The following is a 25,111-nucleotide window of genomic DNA, read 5'->3' on the forward strand; positions in this document are numbered from 1 at the left end:
ATTAGCTCTGTATTTTTTATAAGCTAACCTGACTATTACATGAGTTTTCGATAAAATCCAGCCAGCTAAGAAGAATAGATAAGGTAACTATATGAACCGCATAGGTGTATTTGGCGCAAACGGCCGCATGGGACTTGCACTTTTAGAAGCTGTCTCAAAAAAAGATGACGCAACATTAACGGGCGCGTACGTCCGTGATAACTCGCCACTTTTAGATATCGCGGTTAATCAATTAAACAGCGCTGCATCATCAGATGTAACATTTAGTAAAGAAACTGACGTAAAAGATGCTGATGTATTGATTGATTTCACTTTACCGGCAGGAATGCGCAACCATTTAAAAACAGCGGTCGAAAAAAATATCGCCATGGTAATTGGTACTACGGGCCTTAACCAAGATGATCTTGATGCGCTTAATGAAGCGGCGAAACACATTCCGATTGTTTTTGCCCGCAACTATAGCGTAGGTGTGAATTTACTGCTTAACTTAGTGCAGACTGCGGCTGTGAAGTTTGGCGATGACATGGATATCGAAATATTTGAAGCTCATCATCGTCACAAAATCGATGCGCCATCAGGAACTGCATTGGCAATTGGTGAAGCTATTGCCGAGGCAAAAGGTTGGCAGCATGATGAGGTCGCGCGTTTTGATAGAAGCAATGATGAACACGCAAAATCGCAAAATGAAATAGGTTATTCAGTTATGAGAGGCGGAGATATAGTAGGTGAACACACCGCATATTTCGCAACTTCTGGCGAAAGGCTAGAATTAACTCATAAAGCAAGTTCAAGAATGACCTTCGCATTAGGTGCTGTAAGAGCTGCGGGCTGGTTGAAAAATAAACCAGCTGGACTTTATGACATGCAAGATGTGCTTGACTTGAAGTAGTTTAGTTTCTTTTTTGGCAGTTTCAGTGGATTTTTAGTTAATAACGCTTATTTTTACTATTTTATTAATTAAGATTAGATCTGAATGCTAATTTGCTGTAGAATAGCGCCAATTTGCCAAAAATTCATAAATGCGTGTTTCCAATCGCTATAAACGGGCAGTAGAGCAAATGACTTTACTCCCGTTTTTTACTGTTAGGAGGTTAACTTGACTAAATCCGCTCTGTTAGTCCTAGAAGACGGCACAGTGTTTCGCGGTACTGCAATCGGCGCTGACGGCATGTCAGTCGGTGAAGTAGTATTCAATACGTCTATGACTGGTTATCAAGAAATTTTGACTGACCCTTCATACGCGGAACAAATCGTAACTTTGACGTACCCACATATCGGTAATACGGGTACTAACAGCGAAGACGAAGAAGCGGGTCAAATCTGGGCTAAAGGCCTAGTGATCCGTGATTTGCCACTGCTAGCAAGTAATTTCCGTAACGAGCAATCGTTAAGTGATTACTTAAAAGAACGCAATATCTTAGGTATTGCTGACATCGACACTCGTAAATTAACACGTATCTTACGTGATAAAGGCGCTCAAAATGGTTGTATCATTGCAGGCGACGAGTTAGATGAGAATAAAGCGCTTGAAGCTGCGCAAGCCTTCCCAGGCTTAAAAGGCATGGATTTAGCAAAAGTTGTCTCAACCAAGGAAAATTTTGAGTGGCGCGAATCAAGCTGGACGTTAGGTTCAGGCTTTAAAACGCTAGAAGCAGCAGACGAGAAGTTCCACGTTGTTGCTTATGACTTCGGTGTTAAACGTAATATCTTACGTATGTTAGTTGACCGCGGTTGCAAATTAACCGTTGTTCCTGCACAAACATCTGCAGAAGACGTACTGGCATTAAACCCAGACGGTATCTTCTTATCAAATGGCCCAGGCGACCCTGAGCCGTGTACTTACGCGATTGAAGCAATTAAAACTTTCCTAGAAACAGACACGCCAATCTTTGGTATCTGTTTAGGTCACCAATTACTTGCACTTGCTTCAGGTGCACAAACGGTGAAAATGAAGTTTGGTCACCACGGTGGTAACCACCCAGTTAAAGACCTTGACCGCAATGTTGTAATGATCACAGCGCAAAACCACGGTTTCGCAGCTGACGAAGCAACATTACCAGCGAATTTACGTGCAACTCACGTATCATTATTCGATGGCACGCTACAAGGTATTCACCGCACAGACAAGCCTGCATTTAGCTTCCAAGGTCACCCTGAAGCAAGCCCAGGTCCACATGATGCGGCACCATTATTTGACCACTTCATCGACCTGATGCAAGCACGTTCTAACTAATTTAACCGGAGTAACAATGCCAAAACGTACCGACATAAAAAGCATTCTTATCTTAGGCGCAGGCCCGATCGTAATCGGTCAAGCTTGTGAATTTGACTACTCTGGTGCACAAGCGTGTAAAGCACTACGAGAAGAAGGCTTTCGAGTAATTCTTGTAAACTCGAACCCTGCAACTATCATGACTGACCCTGAAATGGCGGATGCGACGTACATCGAGCCAATTCACTGGGAAGTGGTAGAGAAAATCATTGAAAAAGAAAAGCCAGATGCAGTACTGCCTACTATGGGTGGTCAAACAGCATTAAACTGTGCACTTGATTTAGATAAGCACGGCGTACTGGAAAAACACGGTGTTGAGCTAATCGGTGCAACTGCTGATGCAATCGATAAAGCTGAAAACCGTGAGCGTTTTGACGAAGCAATGAAGAACATTGGCCTTGAGTGTCCGCGTGCAGAAATCGCTCACTCAATGGAAGAAGCACACGATGTACTTAGCCGCATCGGTTTCCCATGTATCATTCGTCCATCATTCACTATGGGTGGTACCGGTGGTGGTGTTGCATACAACCAAGAAGAATTTGATGAAATTTGTGAGCGTGGTTTAGATTTATCACCAACAAATGAACTTTTAATCGATGAATCATTAATCGGTTGGAAAGAGTACGAAATGGAAGTTGTTCGTGACAAAAACGACAACTGTATCATCGTATGTTCTATCGAAAACTTTGACCCTATGGGTGTTCACACTGGTGACTCAATCACGGTTGCACCAGCGCAAACACTAACTGACAAAGAATACCAAATCATGCGTAATGCATCGATGGCGGTACTTCGTGAAATCGGTGTTGAAACAGGTGGTTCAAACGTACAGTTTGGTGTGAATCCAGTTGATGGCCGTATGGTTATCATCGAGATGAACCCACGTGTATCGCGTTCTTCTGCATTAGCATCAAAAGCAACCGGTTTCCCAATTGCGAAAATCGCTGCAAAACTAGCAGTAGGTTACACCCTTGATGAGCTACAAAACGACATCACTGGCGGTAAAACACCAGCGTCTTTCGAGCCGTCAATTGATTACGTTGTTACTAAGATCCCACGTTTTAACTTCGAAAAATTCGCAGGTTCAAACGACCGTCTTACAACACAGATGAAATCTGTAGGTGAGGTTATGGCGATTGGTCGTAACCAACAAGAATCACTGCATAAAGCACTACGTGGTCTTGAAGTAGGCGCAACGGGCTTTAACCCAATTGTTGCCCTTGATGATCCGAAAGCAAAAGAAAAAATCATCCGTGAATTACGTGAGCCAGGTGCTGAGCGTATTTGGTACGTTGCTGATGCAATGCGTCACGGTATGAGCGTAGAAGACGTATTCGAATTAACTAAGATTGACCCTTGGTACTTAGTACAAATCGAAGACATCTTAAAAGACGAAGCAACAATCAGCGAAGTAGGTATGGCTGGTCTAAATGCTGAGTTTTTACGTAAGCTTAAGCGTAAAGGTTTTGCTGATGCGCGTATCGCTGAAATTGCCGGTGTTTCTGAAGCAGAAATTCGTAAAAAGCGTCACCAGTTAGATATCGTGCCTGTATATAAGCGCGTTGATACCTGTGCTGCGGAGTTCAGCTCAGACACAGCTTACATGTACTCATCTTATGATGAAGAATGTGAAGCGAATCCATCTGAAAAAGATAAAATCATGGTAATCGGTGGTGGTCCTAACCGTATCGGTCAAGGTATCGAATTCGATTACTGTTGTGTTCACGCAGCATTAGCTTTACGTGAAGACGGCTATGAAACAATTATGGTTAACTGTAACCCTGAAACTGTTTCAACTGACTACGATACATCTGATCGTTTATTCTTCGAGCCAATCACGCTAGAAGATGTATTAGAAATCGTACGCGTTGAAAAGCCAAAAGGTGTTATCGTTCAGTACGGTGGTCAAACACCACTGAAACTTGCTCGTGAACTTGAAGCGAATGGCGTGCCAGTTATTGGTACTTCACCAGATGCAATCGACCGTGCAGAAGACCGTGAGCGTTTCCAACAGCTTGTTGAGCGTCTAGATCTTCTTCAACCAGAGAATGCAACGGTTACTTCTTTAGAAGAAGCGATTGTTAAGTCTGCTGAAATCGGCTTCCCACTGGTTGTACGTCCTTCTTATGTACTAGGTGGTCGCGCAATGGAAGTAGTTTATGATGAAGACGATTTACGTCGTTACATGACTGAAGCAGTATCAGCGTCAAATGAAGCGCCAGTACTACTTGACCACTTCTTAGATAACGCAATTGAAGTTGACGTTGACGCTATCTGTGACGGTGAGCAAGTAATCATCGGTGGTATCATGGAGCACATTGAGCAAGCAGGTGTTCACTCAGGTGACTCAGCGTGTTCATTACCAGCTCACTCACTAACTGCTGAAGTACAAGACGTAATGCGTAAGCAAGTGACTGATATGGCACTAGAGCTTGGCGTAGTAGGTCTGATGAATACTCAGTTTGCTGTGAAAGACGGTAAAGTTTACTTAATCGAAGTAAACCCACGTGCTGCACGTACAGTACCATTTGTTTCTAAAGCGACAGGTATTGCACTTGCTAAAGTTGCTGCACGTTGTATGGCGGGTCAGTCGCTAGCAAGCCAAGGTATTACAAAAGAAGTAATCCCTCCCTACTACAGCGTAAAAGAAGTGGTACTGCCATTTGCTAAGTTCCAAGGTGTTGACCCAATCCGTGGCCCAGAAATGCGCTCAACGGGTGAGGTAATGGGTGTTGGTGAAACTTTCGCCGAAGCATTCGCTAAAGCACAATTAGGTGCAAGCAACACTTTACCACGCGGTGGTCGCGCGTTACTATCGGTACGCAACAGTGACAAACCACGTATCGTTGAACTAGCTAAAACCATGACTGAACTTGGTTTCGAGTTAGATGCAACAGGTGGCACTGCAAAAGCACTTGAAGAAGCTGGCATTGCAGTTCGTCGCGTTAATAAAGTATACGAAGGTCGTCCTCATATTCTTGATAGAATTAAAAATGGTGAATACAGCTACATTGTAAACACTACTGAAGGCCGCCAAGCGATTGAAGATTCGAAGGTGTTACGTCGTGGTGCGTTACAGCATAAGACTAACTACACAACGACTCTGAACGCGGCATTTGCTAACTGTACTGCAAACCAAGCAGACGACCGTAGCAAGGTGACGTCAGTTCAGGAACTACATCAGCGAATGAACTAAGGAAATGTGCCAAGGGCGAGGCAATCGCCCTTGGGATTAAGTGAGAATAATATGCAATCAATTCCGATGACAGTTCGTGGTGCAGCATTACTGCGCGAAGAACTTAACGAATTAAAAACAGTTACCCGTCCAAAAATCGTTGCTGATATCGCTGAAGCACGTGAGCACGGTGATTTGAAAGAGAACGCTGAATACCATGCTGCTCGTGAGCAACAAGGTTTCTGCGAAGGCCGTATTCAAGAAATTGAAGCGAAGCTTTCAAATGTGCAAATCATTGATGTAACTAAAATGCCTAACACAGGTAAAGTTATTTTTGGCACAACGGTTACTATCGTTAATGTTGAAACCGATGCTGAAGTAAAATACCGAATCGTAGGCGATGACGAAGCAGATATCAAAAATAACCTGATTTCTGTTAACTCACCAATCGCGCGTGGTTTAATTGGTAAAGAGGTAGATGATGCCGTTATCATTAAAACACCAAACGGTGAAGTAGAGTACGAAATCATTGAAGTTGAGTATATTTAGTAGCTTAACCAAGCATTGAGAAAAACCGCAGTTCATACTGCGGTTTTTTTATGCCTGTTTACAGGCGTGGATTTATTCGGTACGTTGGCTACAAGACAGTCGTAATGAAGGAGTAATAATGGCAAAAATTCAGTATCCTAAACCGCTTGAGCAAGGTGATAAAATAGCCATATGTGCTTTTTCATCAGGTGTTGATAAAGTCTTTCATGAACGCTTAGACATAGTACTTAATGGCTTAACCGCCAAAGGCTTTACTGTTATTGAAGGTGCCTGTTTACGTCATTCACACAATAGTGCAAAGCAACGTGCTGATGAGCTAATGCAGTATTTAACTGATGATTCAATCGCAGCCATTATGCCGCCATGGGGCGGTGATCTTACCATGGAAATTTTACCGCTTCTGGATTTCAATGCGATAAGTAAAGCAAGGCCTAAATGGTTGGTTGGCTTTTCAGATATCAGCACGTTTGCATGTGCATTAACAACTCGTTGTGGCTGGGCAACTTTGCACGCTGCAAATTTAATGCAAATTCATCCTGACGATCCCGATGTTTATTTAGCAAATATATTTAGTGCCATGTCACTTGAAGAAAAACAGCAACTGCATCAAGTCGCGTCGCCTTTTTATCAGCAAAAGCCTATTGATTATAAAGCTAAGCCTGAGGCTCAATTTGACTATACCGCTCCAAGCCAATGGCGATGTATTAACTATAAAGATAAACGCCAAATTGAAGTGTCTGGACGTTTAATTGGCGGCTGTTTAGATACGTTAGGTCTGTTGTTACCCTCAAATTACTATGCATTGCATGAATTTAAAAAGCAGTATGCGCCTGAGGGGTTAATTTTATACCTAGAAAATGCAGAGCTTAGTCCGATGGCCCTTGCACGTTGTTTGTTATCGTTAAAGTTGAATGATGTTTTTACTGATGTAAATGCGGTGGTATTTGGCCGCAGCCCTGCAATTAATAACGACTGCTACTTTGATGAATACCAAGCAATAGAGCTCGCATTTAAAGGTAATTTATTCCCAGTTATCGTTGATGCCGACATTGGCCACGTAGCCCCAAATTTAGCACTAATAAATGGAGCTGTTGCCACAATAACAGCAGATTTGTGTGAAGGTATGGCGAGTAATGTGGTTGTGAAGACAGACCTAAAATAACAATTATGCAGGCCAAGCCTGCATAATATTTAGGCTTTAAACTACAGTAATCACCGCATCTTTATCTAAACGCGATTTTGGTAATGCAGCATTATAATCTTGCTCTGGCTCGTGATAACCAATAGCGAGTGCCACTTCACATACATAACCATCTAACTCATCAGCGAATAGTTCACCGAGTAAGTCTTTATCGACACCTTCCATCGGTGTTGAATCTAAACCTAAACGAGCCACTGTGTGCATGGTATTACCTAATGCAATGTAGGTTTGAGCTTTAGTCCAAGCGGCGTTATCACCTTGCTCATCTGTATTTAAATCAACAAAGGCGAAGGCACCAAAAGCCTGCTCTTTGTTTTCAGCTTTTGTACGGCCATTAGCAATATCGGCATCAATTACTTTTTCATAATCAGCACGTTTATAGCTTGGGTTATAAGCAAATAAAATGGTGTGTGATGCCGCTTTTGCATGAACTTGGTTAAATTGAAACTTATTTGCAAAACTATCATGCAGACGCTGTTTACCTTGCTCTGATTCAATTACCACAAACTTCCATGGTTGAGAATTAATAGACGACGGCGACAGGCGTAATGCTTCTAAAATTACAGCTAAGTCTGCTTGGCTAATTTGCTTTGAAGCGTCGTAACGTTTACTTGTATAACGGCGTTGTAAGTCAGAAATGATTGGGTGTGTCATGATTTGCTCCCGCATGTATAACAATTAGGTGCAGTTTACGCCTTGCATACTTTACGATAAAGCGCATAATCGAATAAACATTATCAAAAATTTTTAGTTAATATGTTGGTTGAAGATCTCAAATTAATCCTCAAGGTTGCTGAGTTTCGTAGTATTACAACCGCAGCAGCCAAATTAGACATGCGAGCCGCCACCGCCAGCGCTGCTATTAAGCGTGTTGAAGCAGCGCTGGGTGCTGAGTTATTTGTTCGAACAACTCGTCATTTGCGCTTATCTGCGGCTGGGGAGCGCTTTTTACCTCAGTGTCAGCAAGCAGTGCTCATGCTTGAGCAAGCCACACTTGCGTTAAAAGGTGAGCATGATGAAATCGAAGGTGAGCTCAGGGTTGCACTATCTTCAGACTTAGGCCGCAATATCATTATCCCATGGTTAGATGAGTTACTTGATGAGTATCCAAAGCTGAGTATGCGCCCGCATATTAGCGATAGTAATGTCGACTTTTACCGAGACTCCGTTGATTTTGCGCTTAGGTATGGCTCGCCATCCGACTCAAATTTATATGGCTTTAAAATTTGTAATGTTCCGCGGCTGTTATGTGCAACCCCAGAGTACATTGCAGAACATGGCGCGCCGACACATCCAGATGAATTAAATCAGCATCAAGGTCTATTTTATCAACTGCAAGATATCATCAATAATGTCTGGGAATTTACCGATGGAACCGAGCGTTTTAAGGTGAAAATGCAAGGCCGTCGAGCATCTAATGATGGTGATTTGGTAAGGCGTTGGTGTGTGGCTGGTAAAGGCCTAGCGGTTAAATCTTGCATTGATATCAGTGATGATTTACTAAGTGGGCAGGTAGTGCCAGTGATGCAAAATTACCCTCACTTATGTGCAGAGCTTTGGCTAATATGCCCAAGTCGACAGTCCATTACACCCGCGGTTCGTCTAGTGCGTGATATATGCCGAGAAAAAACCAAGGCGATCCTCAATCAACTGATTGAAAAAGGCATATTAGATAAGCGGGTACTCGATAACTAATTACTTTAGGTATAGAATAGCTTGGCTTATTCATCTTATTGATTAAGCAACATTCTCAGGGCGGGGTGAAATTCCCCACCGGCGGTATACTTTGAATTTAAGTGAGCCCGCGAGCGCTTTAACTTCGGTTAAAGGTCAGCAGATCTGGTGAGAGGCCAGAGCCGAGGTCTTATACCCAAACCACCTCAATATTCGAGGTTCAGTTGGAATTAAAAGCGATTTAGGCAAGGCATTGATTGCAAAGAATGGCTATTCCCTTGTTAAAATCAATAACGCTGAATAAATCGCTTTTAAACCAACCCGAAGGGCGCTTCTCAGGAACTTACTCTCTGTGTTGTTACTTTTTAAAAGGGAGTGCCATTCCTACAAAGTAACGCCTTGATATTAAGCCCCTGAGAAACGCTGAATTCTGAATATTGAGGTAGTTTGGGTATATTTGGATGAAAGAGAATATAGTTAATCTATAAAACAGTAATTGGCTGCCTGCGGGTGGTCTTTTTTGCTGTGCCTTTCAATGTCCTGAATCTTTTCATATTTAATTTAATAGGTATTAAAAATGATGATTCAGTCTTCTTTACTCAGCCAATTTGGCGAACCACTTGAACGCGTTGAACGTGCGATTGCTGCTTTGAAGCAAGGTGAGGGCGTACTTGTGGTAGATGACGAAAACCGTGAAAACGAAGGTGATTTTGTGTACTCAGCACAGCACCTGACCACAGAGCAAATGGCCATGATGATCCGTGAAGGTAGCGGTATTGTGTGTCTTTGCATGGGCGATGAGCGTGTTAAACAGCTTGATTTACCACAAATGGTTGAGCATAACACCAGTCAGAACAAAACAGCGTACACAGTGACTATTGAAGCTAAAACGGGCGTGACAACCGGCGTTTCAGCGGCTGATCGTGTAACCACCATTAAAGCGGCAACAGCTGACAATGCAAAGCCTGAAGACTTATCTCGCCCAGGACATGTGTTTGGACTGCGAGCACAAACCGGTGGTGTATTAGTGCGCCGTGGCCATACTGAGGCATCGGTTGATTTAATGCAGTTAGCGGGTTTAACACCGTTTGGTGTTATTTGCGAATTAACGAATCCAGATGGTTCAATGGCTCGCTTGCCTGAAGTTAGCAAGTTTGCCAGTGAGCACAATATGCCCGTTGTATCGATTGAAGATTTAGTTGCTTATATCCAAGCAACGCAAAAACAGGCTTGTTAAAAGCTTTAAGCTGTAAGTAAAAAGCTAGGCCACTATTGTGGCCTACATTTATTGTAATTTCTCAATCGCTTGTTTAGCACTTTCACTGTCAGGATTAAGTTTTAGCGCACCTTTGTAACTTGCTAATGCTTTTTGTTTATCACCAGCTGCTAAATATGCTTCACCTAAACTGTCAAACGTATTTGCTGATTCTGGATAAGATTGATTATTGAGTTCAAACACCGTGATTGCGGCGTCTAGCTCACCCATCTGCATTAATTCATAGCCAAAGCTTTGCTCAAACAGTACTTTTCCATCCTTAGCAACTAATACATTGCCATTAAACTGCTTAAAGTTATGAAAGCCATTAATAAAGTCAGCCATCTGTGCTTGCATGTTTTGGCTATGTGCGAGGCTTGAAATTGCGACTAAATAAAAAACTACAAGCAACCTTAGTTTATTAAAGAATATGTTCATTGCTGTCCTTGTTATTTGTTGGTTACATTAATCGATGTAAACCTCATTGCGCATGGCTTGATTGATAAGGCTTACCATTCTGGTGTGGTCTAAATTACTGTAATGCACTATGGATACACTCTTATTTTGAAGTGCTTGCCAATAACTAGCGGGGCTTATTGGGTCAGCGTTACTGACATAGAGTGTGGTTCTATTAGCTGATTGTTTGCCGTTCAGTAGGGCGATAATTTTTAGCTACGGACATTAATGCGGTGTCAAAATGCACTATTGGTGCAACCATTATCTGTTGCTTTACATTAGGCATTTGCTTCGCAAATTGCATAGCAGCAATACTGCCCATTGAATAACTTAAAATATCAATTTGTTGGTATTGGTTGGTATTTAAAAAATGCTTTAATACATCAAGACTATTTAGACCAAACTTGAATTCACTATACTGATTGCTCGCAGGCATGAGGATGACATCTTTGCCGGTAAAATGGCTAAGCCAGCGGGCTTGAAAGCTATAAATCAAGCTACTCACACCATAACCTGGGAATACTATAATCGCTGAATCGTTTTTCCGTTTAGCGCCATTTATAGAGGTCAAAGTTGTTTCAAATGTTTCTATTTCCTCTTTAGATTTTAGTTTAAAAGTTATGCCAAATTGTTCACCTTGCTCAAAATATTCTATTAAATCATTATGGGAAAATATTCTAACTGCTATACAGTTATGCATAGTGTTACATGTTTTGTGAGGTATACCTTCGTAAACGGTATTCAACATTGGATCGTCAGGGCCACCGTAAGATATCTCTTCTACAGGTTGAGTGATTTGATAAGCAATAAAACTCTGACAACCACTAAGGACTGAAATATAAAAAATGCAGAGGATAAAACGCATAATTCCCTTTATTATAATATTTTTATTATTTACAGTAACATACCAATCAAGCAGTAATAATACAATTGGATAATATTTATTCTAGGATTATATGAAGATTGTATTACCACCTAGCGGTAAATCCACGGTTATCTATGTGAACAAAACCACCGTGGTGGGAGGCAGGTTTATAGCGGCCAATACCGCCATTGTAGCGGCTCTGTTTTTGGAACTTTTCAAACACTTTGTAAAGTACATCAACATCAGCAATCGTTAGTTTGCCATCACCGTTTAAATCGTCCATTCGGCCATCACCATCTTCATCTATATATAGGTCAAAGGCATCGCCGTATTGGTGTCGGCTGTGTTTGCCATTACCAATTGAGCGATTGTAGTGGGGTGTTCTATAGCCGCTGATAAAGGCAAACTTGCTAACTTTAATCCCTTCATTTTGTACAAACGTGAGCAGATCTTCGAGCATCATCAAGCCATCGTTGTTGACATAAAGATACTTCGGAAAGCCACTTACTTGCTTACAAATTACATTTTTAACTTGCACATGAGGAGTCAACTGGCGTGTTAGGTCTTTCTCAAAAATTTCTATAAACCCGTTTGGCGCACCGTATTGTGGGTAGCCTTTATAAGGGGCAGGGTAGAGGCCTATTTGATAATTATTCAATTGCTTATTGTTAGCATTGAATGGTTTTTTCACTATAACGAGTAAGCGTTTGCTGGTTTTGTTGTTACTCAGTACTAGGCTATAAAACCCTGCATTTTCTGGGGCATAAACGGCAATGCTATTTGGCCCTAATCGCTCAGTCTCAACATCTGATACTGTAGTAGCTGTAAAATCAGCCGTGTTATCAAGTGTGAGCACTTGTTTTGCATCAAGTACAAGGCTGTGCAGCGAGTCAGTTAATTCAATGGCAGCAACAGAGCATGTAGTTAACGCTAAGCACACACTAAAAATAATACGGCTGAAATACATAGTGACCTCTAAATTGTATTGTTTGCTAATGGTGTGGTGAGTGCTTTTAATAACGCGCCATCGCGATTATAAACGTCGGTATAAAATTGTAGGCCCTCGTCGTTACCCGCAACGGTCCAATACATTAACAGTACATCCAGCGGTTTTGATAAGCTGACTTTTTTAGTTTCTTTTGCAGCAATGGCGTCATCAATTTCACTACGGCTCCAATTATCCGAGGTTTCTAAGATTTTCTCAGCTAAGGTGAATGGATCATCAACTCTTACACAGCCGTGGCTAAATGCACGTTGGTCTTGCTGGAATAAACTTTTTGCAGGGGTGTCGTGCAAATAGATTGAGTATTTATTAGGGAACATAAACTTGATTTGCCCTAATGAATTATTCTCTGAAGGCTGTTGTACAAACCAATATGGGAAGTTTTTGCGGCTAGCATTCGGCCAATCAATACTCTCGCTATCAACTGGGTTACGGCGACTATCAACCACAACAAAGTCTTTCTCGTTTAAGTAGTTTGGGTTTTCTTTCATTTTTTTGATGATGCCACCTGAAATACTCCTCGGTACTGTCCAGGTTGGGTTCATCACGATATAGCTCATTTGCCCTTTAAATATTGGCGTTTTGGTGTAGTTTCTGCCTACGACTACATTGGTTTGCCATTTTAATTTATTGTCTTCAAATAAATACAGCAGGTAACCTGCGATATTTACCACTAAGAAGCGCTCTGTTAGCGTGTTATCAACCCAACGAATGCGCTCTAGGTTTACTAAAATATCATTAACGTACTCACTGTAATCTTTGTTGAGTAGTTTTAACGTCGCATTGCCAATCACACCATCATCAGCAACTTGATGCGCATTCTGAAAGCGTTTAACTGCTGCGACTAGCTCATCGTTATAATCAGTGGCATCACTGTTACTGCCGTCAAAATACTTTAGTCGTTTTAACTTTTGTCTTAAAAGTGGCACTGCTGGGTCTGATTGCCCCGGTTTTAATACTTTATTTTGCAGTGCGAAGTCAGGTAACTCGCCGGTAGCATCAAGCTCTCGATAAAACACAAGGGCGTCTTTTAAACGCTTATAATGAGGCAAAACAGGTTTTAGATTTTCAAGTCCCTTATCAAGGCTTTTGGATTTTACATGTTTAAGTAATGAGGCCGCTGCAGCATCTGGGCTGACATCAAACTGTTCATAGTTCCATGTGGCTGCTAGTTGTTTAGGGTTTACTTTTCCGCGAATTAAGTGTTTTGCATAGGTCATGACGGCATCAGTCATTAGAACATCAAACTGGGCTTCTACGGCATCCGCTCCGCGTTTATCTATTTCGCTGGCCAGCGCCATTAATGTATCAAAGTGATAGTCGTTAGGAGATAGCCCTTCAAGTTCTGCTTGCGCAATTAAGTTGAGCGCTTGCTTGGCATATTTTGCGTTGTCCCATACTCGTTCAAAATTATTTGCTTTATAGGTGGCAACGGTCATTTCAGGAGAGTGGATTTGTTGTCCTTCTATACTGTGAGATTCACCAATCAGAGTAGGCTCAAGCTGTTGTTGTAAGTATTGGTTTTCAGCCAGCACAGGCATACAAATGGATAAACAACTTACCAAAGCTGTGTAGCGTAGAATTTTCATAGCTATGTCCTTATAACGTATTTAGTAATTTCTTGAATTGTTTCTTTTTTGCTCATTTAAGCTTAGCAAAACAATACGATTTATAGGAACATATTTTTAAATAAAAAACGCTTGGCAAATTTATTGCCAAGCGTTCGGTTGGGATCGTGAGAGGGGCTTAATTACTGGTTGTTTGTAATTTTGCTTCTGGTTCTGCTTTTTTACCTCTTAGCTTGCCAATTAAGCGTTTAAAGTCTTCTAACGCGACGTACTGACAAGGGATTAAAATAAGCGTAATGACCGTTGCAAATAACACCCCGAATGCTAGAGATACAGCCATTGGGATAACGATTTTTGCTTGTAAGCTTGTTTCCATAATGATTGGTAATACACCAATAAAGGTCGTTATTGAGGTCAGTAATATTGCTCTAAAACGACGCGCACCGGCCTGCATCACAGCCTCTTTAATTGCTACACCTTCAGCGCGAGCTTTATTAACAAAGTCGACCATCACTAGCGAGTCGTTTACGACCACACCTGCAACAGCGATGATACCGAATACCGATAAGCTACTCATTGTCATACCTAAAATCATATGACCAAACATCGCACCAATTACACCGAATGGAATAACCGACATGATAATAAATGGCTGTGAGTACGAGCGTAGTGGAATAGCAAGTAACGCAAAGATAATCATCATTGATAAAGCAAAGTCACGTACTTGTTCTGCCACACTGTCCATCTCTTCTTGAATACGACCGGCTACATTACTTTCTACACCTGGGTAGCTTTTCAGTAGGCTAGGTAAGTACTCGTCACGAATTTCTTTTGCAATGGCAAATGGTTCAGCTTGATCAGTATTAACCGCAGCCCACACGTTTACAGTACGTTTAGCGTTTTCACGGCGAATACGGTTTACACCATCAACAATGTTAACTTTAGCAACTTCAGCAAGCGGTACTTCAACACCCGTTGGTGTAATGATACGTGCATCTGTGATGTCACTTACTGCGTTTCGGGATTCACGAGGGTAGCGGATCATTACTTTGATCTCTTCACCGTCACGTAAAATACGTTGTGCTTCTAGGCCGTAGTAGCTAAAGCTAACTTGTGATGCCACATCTGAAAGGGTTAACCCTAAGCTGTAAGCAAGCGGTTTAAGTTCAAGTTGAACCTCGTCAGTTGCAGATTGAAGCGAGTCATTTACATCACCTACGCCTTGCATGCTATTTAGCTTTTCTTTTAACTTAGCGGCAACTTCTTTGAGCTTATTGATATCTTTGCCTTCTAAGCGAAAGCTCACATCGCCGTCATCACGACCTCCGTTCATGATACTATCTTCAATATTAAGTGTTTTCACCCCCGGCAATGGTGGCATTTGTTCGCGCCACATAGCACTTAATTGGAATGTATCAATAGGGCGTAAATCGGGTTCAACTAAAATTGCCATGATACGAGCACTTGTACGACCGCGTAAACTAACCGATAAGTCGCGGATCATTGCTTGACCATATTGCTCTTCAAGTTGTTTATCGACATCTAAAATCAGCTTTTCAATTGTTTGTGCTGTTTCAAGAGTTGCTTGCTCAGATGACGATAAGTTCATTTCAACAGAGATACGAGGGAAATCATGCGGAATTTTAGGATTCGCAACAAATTTCACTAAACCACCCGCAAACATACCGCCACTGACAATAAGTACACAGATAAAACCAATAATCACGGTGTAGCGATAGTGAATACAGCGACCAATAAATGGAGTATAGTAATTATCAACAAAGTTCTTGAGGCCTTTATCCATACCTAAGCGTAAACGGTGTAACGGGTTTTTAGGATTTGCAGGTTTATTTTTCATAGCCGCTAAGTGAGCCGGTAAAATTAGTTTTGACTCAATCAATGAGAAAATTAAGCAAAGGATAATTACACCACCAATGGCTTTAGAAAACGCAGAGCCAGGGCCTGATGCCAATGTTTGCGGTAAGAATGCGGCAATTGTGGTTAACACCCCAAAGGTTGCTGGAATAGCAACGCGTTTTACGCCGCGTACTACGTTATCGAGGCTGTGACCGTGTTTTTCAATTTCAGCACTGGCTGACTCACCAACCACGATGGCGTCATCAACCACAATTCCCAGCACCAGTATAAATGCGAATAAAGAAGCTAAGTTAACTGTGATGTCTATAAAGCCCAGAGGCATCATTAAAAATGCACCTAGGAATGACACAGGTAAACCCATCATGACCCAAAATGCTAAGCGCAGTGGCAAGAATAGGGCAAGTACCACCATTACTAAAATACCACCCCACACCATGTTGTCGATCATCATGTTTAGACGACCTTCAAGGTAGTAAGTTAAATCAACAATCGGTGATAGTTTTACACCTGCTGGTAACTGTGGTGCTTTATCTGCTAGATATTTTTTTAATACCGCAGCAACTTTAGTGATGTCTTGATCTTTCGACGCATTTACTTCAAAAGTTAGTGAGTTTTTACCGTTGTACTTAGAGTATTGTAAGCCTTCTTCAAAGCCGTCATTAATTGTTGCTACATCACCTAATAACACCTGTGCGCCATCAGGTAGGTGTAATAAAGGCAGATTTTCGAACTCTTTACCACGATACGCTTGATTTTCAACACGCATCGAAATGTAGCCATTTTCAGAGCGAATTTGACCTGCAGACATATTGGCAGAAAAGCTGCGAACGGCTGTGGCAATATCACGGAAAGTTAAACCATACTCACGTAGTTTATCTGGGCTGATTTCAATGCCAATTTCGTAGTTTAAGCCACTGTAAAAGTTGACCAAGTTAATTTGTGGTAAAGCTTGTAGCTCATCTTTTATGTCGTTACCAAGTTCTTTGAGCTGGTAGTTACTCATATCGCCATATAGCGCGAGTATCATAACTTCTTGCTCAAACTTTTCACGGCGAACAATTGGGCGTTCCATCTCCGCAGGGAAGGTATTGATTGAATCAACCTGCATTTTGATTTCATCGAGTACTTCTTGCGGGTCGTACTTTTCTTCGATTTCTATCCAAGCTTGTGAAAAACCACGGTTCGAATAGGTAATTAAACGCTTAATGCCTTCGAGACCCTCTAAAGACTCTTCGACCTTAATGGTGATGCCTTCTTCTACTTCTTGCGGCGCAGCCCCTGGGTAGACAGCTTGAATACTGATCCAGTTACTTTCAAATTGTGGGAACATTTGCTTACGCACCGACATTGCTGTCAATAAGCCACCCACTAAAATGAAAATCATAAGTAAGTTTGCTGCTACTGGGTTGCGAGCAAACCAGGCAATAAGCCCTTTTTCTCTGTGCGTGGTCATGGCTTATTCCTCTTTTAACGCTAACTGCGTTGTTGGCACACTCAGTGTTGCGTCATCTAGCTTGACCGCCATGCCTTCAGTTGGGTATTCAAGTGCCGAGGTAATCAGTTGCTCACCATTAGCAAGGCCATTATCGGCGATCACCATGCCATTTTGTTCGCGAACGATGTTAAGTGTTTTAAAGGTAAGCGTTTCGCCATCTTGTAAAACTGCGACTTTTTTGTCTTTAACTAAATGGTGCGGAACAACAATCGCATTATCCAGCGCTCGGCCTTCGATAGTGGCGTTAATGTATGAGCCAAAACGTAATGGCTGCTTTTGTTCATAAGGCGTTGCTACTTGCGCTACCAAGTAATTCATGCGACTACGTTGGTCCACAACTCCTTCGCTACGTACGATAGTTGCTTGCCAGGTTGTTTGTTTACCTGCAAATTCAGCGTTAATTGATACGCTGGCGCCAATTCCTTGGTTATTTAGGTATTGCAGATCTTTATCTGCCACAGGTAAACGAATTTCAGCCAATGACGTTGAGCTCAGGCTACCAAAGCTGTTACCTGGGTTTACTACACTACCTAAACTAATTAGACGCTCGTCGATAATCGCATCGTAAGGCGCTTTAATGTATGTGCGCTCAAGATTACGTTTTGCGCGTTTTACACTTGCTTGCGCTGCACGGTAACTTGCAAGTTTTTCAGCAAGTTGTGGTTTACGTAAATAAAGCTCAGATGGAATAATTTGGTTTGAGTCACCTTTGATTCGGTCCCACTCAGCTTGCGCAACTGACACCTGTGCACGTTCAATCTCGAGTGCAGAGCTTGCTTGTGCCAAACCGGCTTCAGCTTCAATGAGTGCCGCTTCGTAATCATTTGGGTCAATACGTGCTAGAATGTCGCCTTGCTTAACAAATCCACCTTGTACAAATTGATCTGATAACGACACAACCTGACCGCTCACTTGCGCAACAAGTTCAGTTTGGTTTTTAGGTTTAACGATACCGTATGATTTTACATCAAGGGTAATAGCGTCAAAACTTAACGGTTTGATTGATACAAGCGGGCGCAGATCTTGTTCTGGTTTTTCGACTGGCGGTTGCTTCATAGAGGCAAATGCGAATGCCATTCCAAGTCCGCCGACTAATACGGCGATAGGGAGAATGATTTGTTTTTTACTAGCCACGGGATAGTCCCTCACGGTTGACGGTAATTAAAAATAAATTTGATAGGCTAAGCATACGCAATAAAGTGTTTACAAGGCGTTTGAAGATGTAACAAACCATTACACATATTACAAAGGCGCTACAAAGGTTCTATAAGAGGTACTCAATGACAGATAAAATGGCATGTAGATTAGGCTGTGGCGCCTGTTGTATTGCACCCAGTATTAGCTCACCGATCCCAGGAATGCCCAACGGCAAAGCAGCGGGAGAACGCTGTATTCAACTTGATGATAATAACCTATGTAAATTATTTGGTGATGAATCAAGGCCTAAGGTGTGTAGTGACTTTTCTGCTACCATCGATGTATGTGGCACCACTAACGAACAAGCACTGTATTTAATTACCGAACTTGAGCAGATGACTTAAAAAAGATTAAACCTTTAACACTTTTTAACGGTTGCTGAGGTGTAATTTTTATAAGCAAAGTTTTCTTTATGGCGTTTAATATAATTTTGGTTATGGTTTGATAGATACCTCGAAAGGTAACGTGACACAATAATGCCAGTCAATTGACTGGCATTATTGTTTTTGCTTACCACGTATAGGTAGCGCTAAGAGTGTATTGTTCGCCGCGGCCGGGGGTACCCGGTACTTCTTCGAAAGATTCATCCCAAATGTTGTCAGCTGCAAAGGTAACAAACACATTATCAAGCTGAGCTGGGGTGAATTTTAGCGTTAACTGCGTGAAGAAGGCTTCATCATCAGAGTTACGTAAGCGGTTACTATGTTGCTTACGCCATTCGTTATCGATACGCAGCTCAAGCACATCCATTGGTTGCCATACTGCACCCAGTGTTACACGGTGATCAGGGTAGTTAAGCGCATAAAAGCTCGCATCAATATCTGCCGTGCCATAGTCTTCTGACTTTTCTAAATAGGTGTAGCTGGCAATTAACTCAGTGCTTTCGAACGATTTATTCGCTAAAAACTCAACGCCTAAGGTGTCTATATCAACCGGGTTTGCAAAACGAGCTGAGGTTGCATCAAAGCGATATGTCCAATCCGTAAGATTTTTATCTTTGCGGTAGAAAATAGCTGAATCTAAACGCCACGAAGACTGTTCGATCAGTAAACCTAGTTCAAGGTTATCGGTGGTTTCGCGCTCAAGGCTGTAGTTACTTCTGAATAATCCGCCCGTTTCACTGCCGCCGATGGCGGTATAACCGGGAACTTGTGTTGCCTCGGCGTATGACGCATACCAAGTATGTTCACTGCCATTTTGGTTAGCTACTTTAAGGCTGACATCGGCAATAAATGAGGTATCTGAGCTATCACGGTTGGTATCATCAAATGCAGCACCAACACGTAAAGTAAGCTCTTTGTTTGCTGTAAGGGCTGATTTGTACTCAGGCAAGATACTTAGCTTAGTGTAATTACGTGATGTAAAGTTGTTTTCAAGAGATGTTGATTCAATTTCATCAGCAATAAATTGCCCAGCATAATTAATTGCATAGCGGTCATTTAAACGGTGACGTCCAGAGAGTGCCAATGACTTAACCGTGGTTTCGTGAAACGCTTCAAAAATAGCTGGGTTTTCACGAGACAAAACGTAATGGTCGTTATGTTTACGATAATAACCAGTCACTTCAAAGGTATTGCTCTCACCATACATTTGCTTGTGATTGAGCATGAAAAGCTTGGTTTCAAGATCTTCGGTTTCGTTAAAATTAAATGGTGTATAAAGATTTGGCCAACCAAAAAACTTCTCTTGGCGTCCGAACATTAAATCAGTTTGCGAGGTAGAGCTTGCAAGTTGAACACGCGCTGAGGCACGTTCAAAGTCGTGGTCGCCATTATCAATTGAGCCATCACTTTTTGAGTGCGAGTATTCACCCTCAAAACCTAATCGCCAATCAGGTTTGCTATCAAGCTTTTGTCTATGAGCAGCATGAATACTTTGCAAATTAAAGCCATTCGTACCTGTGCCAAGTGAAACACTACCGGTACTCGTGATAGGGCGCCAGCCAAATGAAACCGTACCAACCGAGCTATTCATTCCATAAAGGGCATTATCAGCACCTGTAAGCACTGAAGGTCCTGTTAGCATTTGTGGTGCAATTGGAATTTCAGCAAAGTAGTGACCAGATTGTGGGTCGAATAACGTACTGCTACCAACACGAAAGCCAGTATTTTCAAAGATACCACCACGTATGGTGACATCAGCTTGTGCTTCAGCCATATTACGCGATTGCAAATCGACACGCGGGTCATATTCTAAATTTGATACCGGCGCATCAAAAGTACCTACAGGTTCTTTATTTGCGGTTGCTGAAACTTCAACGGTGATTTGTTCAATATTGTTGGTGTCTTCTGCTAGTACTGAGCAAGTGACGAATAATGCGGGAAGTGTAAGCTGTACTGCGCGTACCATCTAAAACTCTCTTGATTTTGTTTAATCTGGGGTAGTGGGCTAGTTAGGCGCACTGAAAATTGTGGGTATTGTATCTGAATCACTGAGTTATACCACTCCAACCAGATTTCAGCAGGCAATAAAAAACCGCGCTAATTGCGCGGTCTTTTAACTAAAACAGTGTTTAGTTTTGATTAATTGATTGCGGTGGGAAGTTACTTAGAATGTTAGCAACAGTCTCTTTGATAACTTCAGTGCGCTTTTCAGGTGATTGGTTCTTTTGCAAACGACCTTCTTTCGCACCGCGCCAAACTAATTGGTTAGAAGCACGGTCTACCACGTCTAGAATTAACGTACCCACTTCGTATTCGCGAGCAGTTGTTTGCGTGTTGTAACCCATACCCCAGTAATTCCAGCGTGCGCCGTAACCTACGTTAAAGGTATCTACATCAATTTTTGTATCAACAGAGGCATGATAGTTAATTAGTACATCTGCTTGCGCTAAATCAACTAGCTTCATACCGCTTTTTTCAAGTTCAGCATTTACAGCGTCACGAACCCGTTTTTCCATTAAAGGGCTAATTTGGTAGTTCGCTACGTTTTTAGTCAAGCTGGCATTAGGTACCCAAGAGAAGGTTTTATAATTACTAAAATCTGCTGATTTGTCGTAATCCCAATCAGGCGTTTTAGCACAAGCCGCTAAAAATAATACAGCCGTCGCGATTAATAAGTTCTTCATATTGTTTGCTCCTTGGCAAAATTTCCACTACTTGATTGATAACATAACACAAATAATACTCAACTGAATGATTATTTAAAAACTATGGCACATTTACAAAAAAGTACTGTAATAGTTTGTAATTAAACAGTGTGTTCTACTTCTATCCAGTCTTTTTCATCCACCCAGTTTTGTGCACCATCTTTAACAGTACGAATAGGGACGATGTAATCACAGCTAACTTGTGGTTTAACTGAGGCAAAAATCGGCACAAAGCCAAAGCTAAGCGCGGTTTCGATAATTGCTTTTTGGTTTTGTGGATCGATATCAGCTGCTTCATCGATATAAATCGGAATACGATACAAGTTTTGTTCTTGGTCGCTTAATAAGTAACGAATAAACAGCATGCCACACAGTAGCTTAATGGTAATACGAGTACCGTTAGAGCCGGCTGAGTCAATTTTTTCGAAGTGCTCAGTTTCACCAGCACGGTTTACTACTTCAAAACGAATATCAAATAAGTCGGTCAGTGTTAAACCAGCTTTTTCTGAGGCAAGCTTAATCAAATGATCTTTCGCTTCGTTTACCGCAGATTCGCTATAAGGCTCTTGGCTCAATAGGTCTAGGGTATCGCCTTGCTCAAACTGATTTGAGGTACTAATAATAGTATCAATGCTATCAACCAACATCTTGCGCGGAATAACATTAATTTTGAATGCTTGAAGATTAGAAATCCGATGCTGACTAATGCCTTTATTAAAGCTGTTCATTTCGCGGCGTAGGCGGTCTAAGTCTTCACGCAAGCCCTTAATAGTGGCGGCTACTTCGGTTAACGCAACTCGGCCTTGACGTTCAACCGCATCGCGCTCGTTATCGATGTTATGAAACGCGCTGATAAGCTTTTCGTATTTAGTAAACGCATCGTTTTCGTTATCAAATTTAGTAATACCCGCATTGTAAATATGCATGTAGGTGTTACGTACGTTGATATCAAAGTTACGTAACTCTTGGCAGTCTTTGTTAAAATGATGAATGAGGTCACTTAAGTTATCAAAATCAATATTGATTTCAATCATGTATGGTGTGACTTTACCTGTATAAAAATCAAGTGTGTGATCGATACGTTCAGATTTAACTTGGCGTAAACGGTCAGCTTGGCGGGCAAGCAGATCTTTTTTCGACTTGATAATTGAGCGACGGTCGCTGATTGAGCCACTATTTTTTTGAATGTCTTGCAGATAGTCGTCAACTTGTTCGCGTTCTGCATTTAACTGCTCTTTTAGCAGAGTTTGTGCATCGATAGATTGCTGCATCACTTCAAATTGTTCAAAGCGTTTTAAAGCTTCTTCTGAGGCCATTAGCTCATCATATAAGGCGTCTTTTTCTTTTTGCTTTTCGGCGACATTAGCAGCGACTTCGCGCTGCTGTTTAAATTCTTTTAGTGAGTTTTCTAGGGCAGCGAGTTGCGCGGTTAATTGTTCTTTATTTTCGCCCGTTTGCATTTGCACTGGGCTAAGCTTTTTAAGTTTGATGCTTGCACCAGGAAGAGTCAGTACACCGCCTTTCACATTTGCCGATAATTGCTCTAAAAACTCACCAAATGCATCTTCGTCTGTGATATCAACATCACCATTGCTGGTGGTGGCAAACGATAAGATATCTGGGTTTAGAATACGCGAAATTTCTTCAACTTCTTTTAAAGATAAATCTTCACGCATTCGAGTGAATAAATTGAACTCAAGGTTCTTTAACTGCAGTTTTAAGCTCTTAATTTGCTTTTGTGTTTCGCTAATACGGTAATCAAGCGTGTGCAAGCTTTGCCCTTGGGCACTGCTTAATGAATGCGATAGCGATTCATAATCTTGTTTAAGCTGTGTAAGGCTTACTTTTAAGGTGGCTTTATTAACTAATTCAAACTCAGATTTAAGCGCTCGATAGTCTAAAAACCATTGTTCAATTTGTGTTTGCTTACGTTCAATATCACGGGATTGCTGAATATACAGCTGCTGCTTTTGGTCGAACTCATGCTTTTCGTGTTCGATATCCTCAAGGGCAATATTTAGCTCAGAGAGTTGCTCTTGTTGATAGGTTTCAAAGTCAATCAGTGCTTGGTCAATTTTTGGCGCATAGGCAGCAAGCTTACCTTTTAAAACTGTTTGGTTTTCAAGCATAGATTCAAGAGCTGCGATTGGCTCTTGCATTGACTCAAGGGCTTTTAATTCACGTTTAGCGCGATTCACTTTATCAAATGAACGTCGCCATACCTCATAAAAATCAACCCGTGAGTTTGACATATGGCGCTCAAATACGCGTAACATAAAGCGCTTAACATCACTGGCACCTAACTTATGCAAGTTAAGGATACGGCGGAAAATTTCTTTGTAAATTGCTGAATCTTGCACGTTATTGAGGGGGATCATCTTTAAGTTGATATCGCCATCAAACGGCGTTGCGCCGCCAGTGAGTAGGGCGTTAAGCTCTTGCGCTTTTAATTCAATTGGATTGAAACCTTGCTCTTTTAAGTGATTAAAAAGCTTGGTGAATTTTACAATGGTTTTGCCTTGCGTGTAGTGTTCAAGGTTCAATTTACCTTGGTAGCAAAAAAACTGATGCGCGTAACCAGCAATTTTACCAAGGCCGGCAACACCAATCACCACAGGGCCATTAGGTAGGTCAGCTTCGAGTAAAATATAGGATTGATCTGACGAAAAGTAGAATTTTCGGGTTTCGTCTAAATCGTGGCCATCCCATTCTGTTAAACGCAAATCATTGATCAGTGGAAATTGCAGGGCATTAATTACCGAGCTTTTACCGGTATTATTCGGTGCACAAATTGAACTGCTTTTATCCAGTGGGATCACGCATTTTGCATAGCCTGCGGTATTTAAAAGCGCAAGTTTGCTGAGTCCGTATAGGCTTTGGCTTTGCATTAGTCGTCATCTCCTAGGTAGGTTTCTTCGTTTACTTCCATTAATGCATCGATATAACGATAAATAGGTGCTTGCAGCATAAAGCCGTTTTCTACTTCGCGAGCCAGACCTAAACGTACCATGCGAAGGTAGACGTCTTTGCGTAAATCTGAGCCTGAGAAAATTTCTAATTGATCAAACAGGTGCTTGTTGATTTGCACTAAGGTTTGCATCAGTTCAAGGTCGTTTACTTCGTCAAACAAAGCACGCATTGGATCTTTACCAGTATTGGCATAATGCTCAATCAAGATGTAAATAGTAAGTGCGATGGCACGCGAAATTTTACCCATATTTGGGGTGCTTTCATCACTGCCAAAATAGTAATAGCCACGGCTATCATGTTGCAGGTCATGGCCAAGGGCGTTAAATAACGCGCGATAAGCATCAATGTGTTGGTCAATCTCTTGCCACATCAGTGTGTCTTGTTCGCTAATGTGGTAGCCTGATGTGAGCTTTTTATTAATAGTTTGCAGATGCGTTAAATCATCTAAATTAATATCTGTCATGG

19 protein-coding genes and 1 riboswitch are annotated in these 25,111 nt (G+C 41.7%); of the genes, 8 read left to right on the forward strand and 11 right to left on the reverse strand.

Annotated elements, in window-relative coordinates; all coding sequences use genetic code 11:
* Window positions 1-91: 91 nt before the first annotated feature.
* The 5 genes from dapB (at window position 92) to ABMY41_RS00130 (ending at window position 7,158) form a co-directional block, all read left to right on the forward strand.
* Window positions 92-889, forward strand: a complete 798-nt coding sequence (gene dapB / locus ABMY41_RS00110) for a 4-hydroxy-tetrahydrodipicolinate reductase (RefSeq protein ID WP_175079091.1) — start codon at window positions 92-94, stop codon at window positions 887-889.
* Between the two features lie 207 nt (window positions 890-1,096).
* A complete protein-coding gene (gene carA / locus ABMY41_RS00115) occupies window positions 1,097-2,233 on the forward strand; it encodes a glutamine-hydrolyzing carbamoyl-phosphate synthase small subunit (RefSeq protein ID WP_055020805.1) in 1,137 nt (378 codons plus the stop codon).
* Between the two features lie 16 nt (window positions 2,234-2,249).
* A complete protein-coding gene (carB, locus tag ABMY41_RS00120; RefSeq protein WP_289096445.1) occupies window positions 2,250-5,468 on the forward strand; it encodes a carbamoyl-phosphate synthase large subunit in 3,219 nt (1,072 codons plus the stop codon).
* Window positions 5,469-5,519: 51 nt separating this feature from the next.
* Window positions 5,520-5,996, forward strand: coding sequence for a transcription elongation factor GreA (gene greA, locus ABMY41_RS00125; protein ID WP_054561700.1), 477 nt, complete (start codon window positions 5,520-5,522; stop codon window positions 5,994-5,996).
* Between the two features lie 118 nt (window positions 5,997-6,114).
* Window positions 6,115-7,158 (forward strand): S66 peptidase family protein, encoded by a 1,044-nt coding sequence (locus tag ABMY41_RS00130; RefSeq protein ID WP_235382329.1) that lies wholly within the window; start codon window positions 6,115-6,117, stop codon window positions 7,156-7,158.
* A gap of 36 nt (window positions 7,159-7,194) precedes the next feature.
* On the opposite strand, the gene ABMY41_RS00135 is transcribed toward ABMY41_RS00130, so the two are convergent.
* Window positions 7,195-7,851, reverse strand: coding sequence for a nitroreductase family protein (locus ABMY41_RS00135; RefSeq protein WP_054562008.1), 657 nt, complete (start codon window positions 7,849-7,851; stop codon window positions 7,195-7,197).
* Window positions 7,852-7,953: 102 nt separating this feature from the next.
* Here ABMY41_RS00135 and ABMY41_RS00140 point away from each other — a divergent pair, with 102 nt between their 5' ends.
* Together ABMY41_RS00140 and ribB are read left to right on the forward strand one after the other, a co-directional pair.
* A complete protein-coding gene (locus ABMY41_RS00140) occupies window positions 7,954-8,892 on the forward strand; it encodes a LysR family transcriptional regulator (protein ID WP_287243772.1) in 939 nt (312 codons plus the stop codon).
* A gap of 47 nt (window positions 8,893-8,939) precedes the next feature.
* Window positions 8,940-9,096, forward strand: a riboswitch (FMN riboswitch).
* A gap of 358 nt (window positions 9,097-9,454) precedes the next feature.
* Window positions 9,455-10,108 (forward strand): 3,4-dihydroxy-2-butanone-4-phosphate synthase, encoded by a 654-nt coding sequence (gene ribB, locus ABMY41_RS00145; RefSeq protein ID WP_289096706.1) that lies wholly within the window; start codon window positions 9,455-9,457, stop codon window positions 10,106-10,108.
* A 48-nt stretch (window positions 10,109-10,156) separates the two neighbouring features.
* Here the strand turns inward: ribB and ABMY41_RS00150 are convergent, their stop codons facing one another.
* The 6 genes from ABMY41_RS00150 to ABMY41_RS00175 form a co-directional block, all read right to left on the reverse strand.
* Complete coding sequence (locus ABMY41_RS00150; protein WP_349273888.1) at window positions 10,157-10,483, reverse strand: tetratricopeptide repeat protein; 327 nt, start codon at window positions 10,481-10,483, stop codon at window positions 10,157-10,159.
* Between the two features lie 274 nt (window positions 10,484-10,757).
* Window positions 10,758-11,447 carry a hypothetical protein gene (locus ABMY41_RS00155; RefSeq protein ID WP_349273889.1) on the reverse strand — a complete coding sequence of 230 codons (690 nt, stop codon included), beginning with the start codon at window positions 11,445-11,447 and terminating at the stop codon, window positions 10,758-10,760.
* Window positions 11,448-11,550: 103 nt separating this feature from the next.
* Window positions 11,551-12,414, reverse strand: coding sequence for a D-Ala-D-Ala carboxypeptidase family metallohydrolase (locus ABMY41_RS00160; RefSeq protein ID WP_349273891.1), 864 nt, complete (start codon window positions 12,412-12,414; stop codon window positions 11,551-11,553).
* 8 nt (window positions 12,415-12,422) lie between these two features.
* The gene (locus ABMY41_RS00165; RefSeq protein ID WP_349273893.1) at window positions 12,423-14,039 is read right to left on the reverse strand and encodes a L,D-transpeptidase family protein; all 1,617 of its coding nucleotides are present in this window, start codon (window positions 14,037-14,039) and stop codon (window positions 12,423-12,425) included.
* 157 nt (window positions 14,040-14,196) lie between these two features.
* Window positions 14,197-17,349 (reverse strand): efflux RND transporter permease subunit, encoded by a 3,153-nt coding sequence (locus tag ABMY41_RS00170; protein WP_349273894.1) that lies wholly within the window; start codon window positions 17,347-17,349, stop codon window positions 14,197-14,199.
* Between the two features lie 3 nt (window positions 17,350-17,352).
* Window positions 17,353-18,525, reverse strand: a complete 1,173-nt coding sequence (locus tag ABMY41_RS00175; protein ID WP_175082200.1) for an efflux RND transporter periplasmic adaptor subunit — start codon at window positions 18,523-18,525, stop codon at window positions 17,353-17,355.
* A gap of 158 nt (window positions 18,526-18,683) precedes the next feature.
* On the opposite strand from ABMY41_RS00175, the gene ABMY41_RS00180 reads away from it, so the two are divergent.
* Window positions 18,684-18,932 (forward strand): YkgJ family cysteine cluster protein, encoded by a 249-nt coding sequence (locus tag ABMY41_RS00180; RefSeq protein ID WP_054562006.1) that lies wholly within the window; start codon window positions 18,684-18,686, stop codon window positions 18,930-18,932.
* 166 nt (window positions 18,933-19,098) lie between these two features.
* Here ABMY41_RS00180 and ABMY41_RS00185 read toward each other — a convergent pair whose 3' ends face one another.
* The 4 genes from ABMY41_RS00185 to ABMY41_RS00200 form a co-directional block, all read right to left on the reverse strand.
* Window positions 19,099-20,937 carry a TonB-dependent receptor gene (locus ABMY41_RS00185; RefSeq protein WP_289096455.1) on the reverse strand — a complete coding sequence of 613 codons (1,839 nt, stop codon included), beginning with the start codon at window positions 20,935-20,937 and terminating at the stop codon, window positions 19,099-19,101.
* A 163-nt stretch (window positions 20,938-21,100) separates the two neighbouring features.
* Complete coding sequence (locus ABMY41_RS00190; protein ID WP_058585205.1) at window positions 21,101-21,655, reverse strand: DUF4136 domain-containing protein; 555 nt, start codon at window positions 21,653-21,655, stop codon at window positions 21,101-21,103.
* A 122-nt stretch (window positions 21,656-21,777) separates the two neighbouring features.
* On the reverse strand, window positions 21,778-24,564 hold the full coding sequence (locus ABMY41_RS00195; RefSeq protein ID WP_289096457.1) for an ATPase: 2,787 nt from the start codon (window positions 24,562-24,564) through the stop codon (window positions 21,778-21,780).
* The gene (locus ABMY41_RS00200) at window positions 24,564-25,109 is read right to left on the reverse strand and encodes a hypothetical protein (RefSeq protein WP_289096458.1); all 546 of its coding nucleotides are present in this window, start codon (window positions 25,107-25,109) and stop codon (window positions 24,564-24,566) included. Before ABMY41_RS00200 ends, ABMY41_RS00195 begins: the two co-directional genes overlap by 1 nt.
* Window positions 25,110-25,111: the final 2 nt, after the last annotated feature.

This window comes from Pseudoalteromonas sp. BZA4, assembly GCF_040104395.1.
GTDB lineage: Bacteria > Pseudomonadota > Gammaproteobacteria > Enterobacterales > Alteromonadaceae > Pseudoalteromonas.

What these genes read in the sequence shown, in the direction of transcription:
- dapB (WP_175079091.1), top strand. Translation starts at nt 92, where the DNA reads ATGAACCGCATAGGTGTATTTGGCGCAAACGGCCGCATGGGACTTGCA.
- carB (WP_289096445.1), top strand. Translation starts at nt 2,250, where the DNA reads ATGCCAAAACGTACCGACATAAAAAGCATTCTTATCTTAGGCGCAGGC.
- greA (WP_054561700.1), top strand. Translation starts at nt 5,520, where the DNA reads ATGCAATCAATTCCGATGACAGTTCGTGGTGCAGCATTACTGCGCGAA.
- ABMY41_RS00130 (WP_235382329.1), top strand. Translation starts at nt 6,115, where the DNA reads ATGGCAAAAATTCAGTATCCTAAACCGCTTGAGCAAGGTGATAAAATA.
- ABMY41_RS00135 (WP_054562008.1), bottom strand. Translation starts at nt 7,851, where the DNA reads ATGACACACCCAATCATTTCTGACTTACAACGCCGTTATACAAGTAAA.
- ABMY41_RS00140 (WP_287243772.1), top strand. Translation starts at nt 7,954, where the DNA reads ATGTTGGTTGAAGATCTCAAATTAATCCTCAAGGTTGCTGAGTTTCGT.
- ABMY41_RS00150 (WP_349273888.1), bottom strand. Translation starts at nt 10,483, where the DNA reads ATGCAAGCACAGATGGCTGACTTTATTAATGGCTTTCATAACTTTAAG.
- ABMY41_RS00155 (WP_349273889.1), bottom strand. Translation starts at nt 11,447, where the DNA reads ATGCGTTTTATCCTCTGCATTTTTTATATTTCAGTCCTTAGTGGTTGT.
- ABMY41_RS00160 (WP_349273891.1), bottom strand. Translation starts at nt 12,414, where the DNA reads ATGTATTTCAGCCGTATTATTTTTAGTGTGTGCTTAGCGTTAACTACA.
- ABMY41_RS00165 (WP_349273893.1), bottom strand. Translation starts at nt 14,039, where the DNA reads ATGAAAATTCTACGCTACACAGCTTTGGTAAGTTGTTTATCCATTTGT.
- ABMY41_RS00170 (WP_349273894.1), bottom strand. Translation starts at nt 17,349, where the DNA reads ATGACCACGCACAGAGAAAAAGGGCTTATTGCCTGGTTTGCTCGCAAC.
- ABMY41_RS00180 (WP_054562006.1), top strand. Translation starts at nt 18,684, where the DNA reads ATGGCATGTAGATTAGGCTGTGGCGCCTGTTGTATTGCACCCAGTATT.
- ABMY41_RS00185 (WP_289096455.1), bottom strand. Translation starts at nt 20,937, where the DNA reads ATGGTACGCGCAGTACAGCTTACACTTCCCGCATTATTCGTCACTTGC.
- ABMY41_RS00190 (WP_058585205.1), bottom strand. Translation starts at nt 21,655, where the DNA reads ATGAAGAACTTATTAATCGCGACGGCTGTATTATTTTTAGCGGCTTGT.
- ABMY41_RS00195 (WP_289096457.1), bottom strand. Translation starts at nt 24,564, where the DNA reads ATGCAAAGCCAAAGCCTATACGGACTCAGCAAACTTGCGCTTTTAAAT.
- ABMY41_RS00200 (WP_289096458.1), bottom strand. Translation starts at nt 25,109, where the DNA reads ATGACAGATATTAATTTAGATGATTTAACGCATCTGCAAACTATTAAT.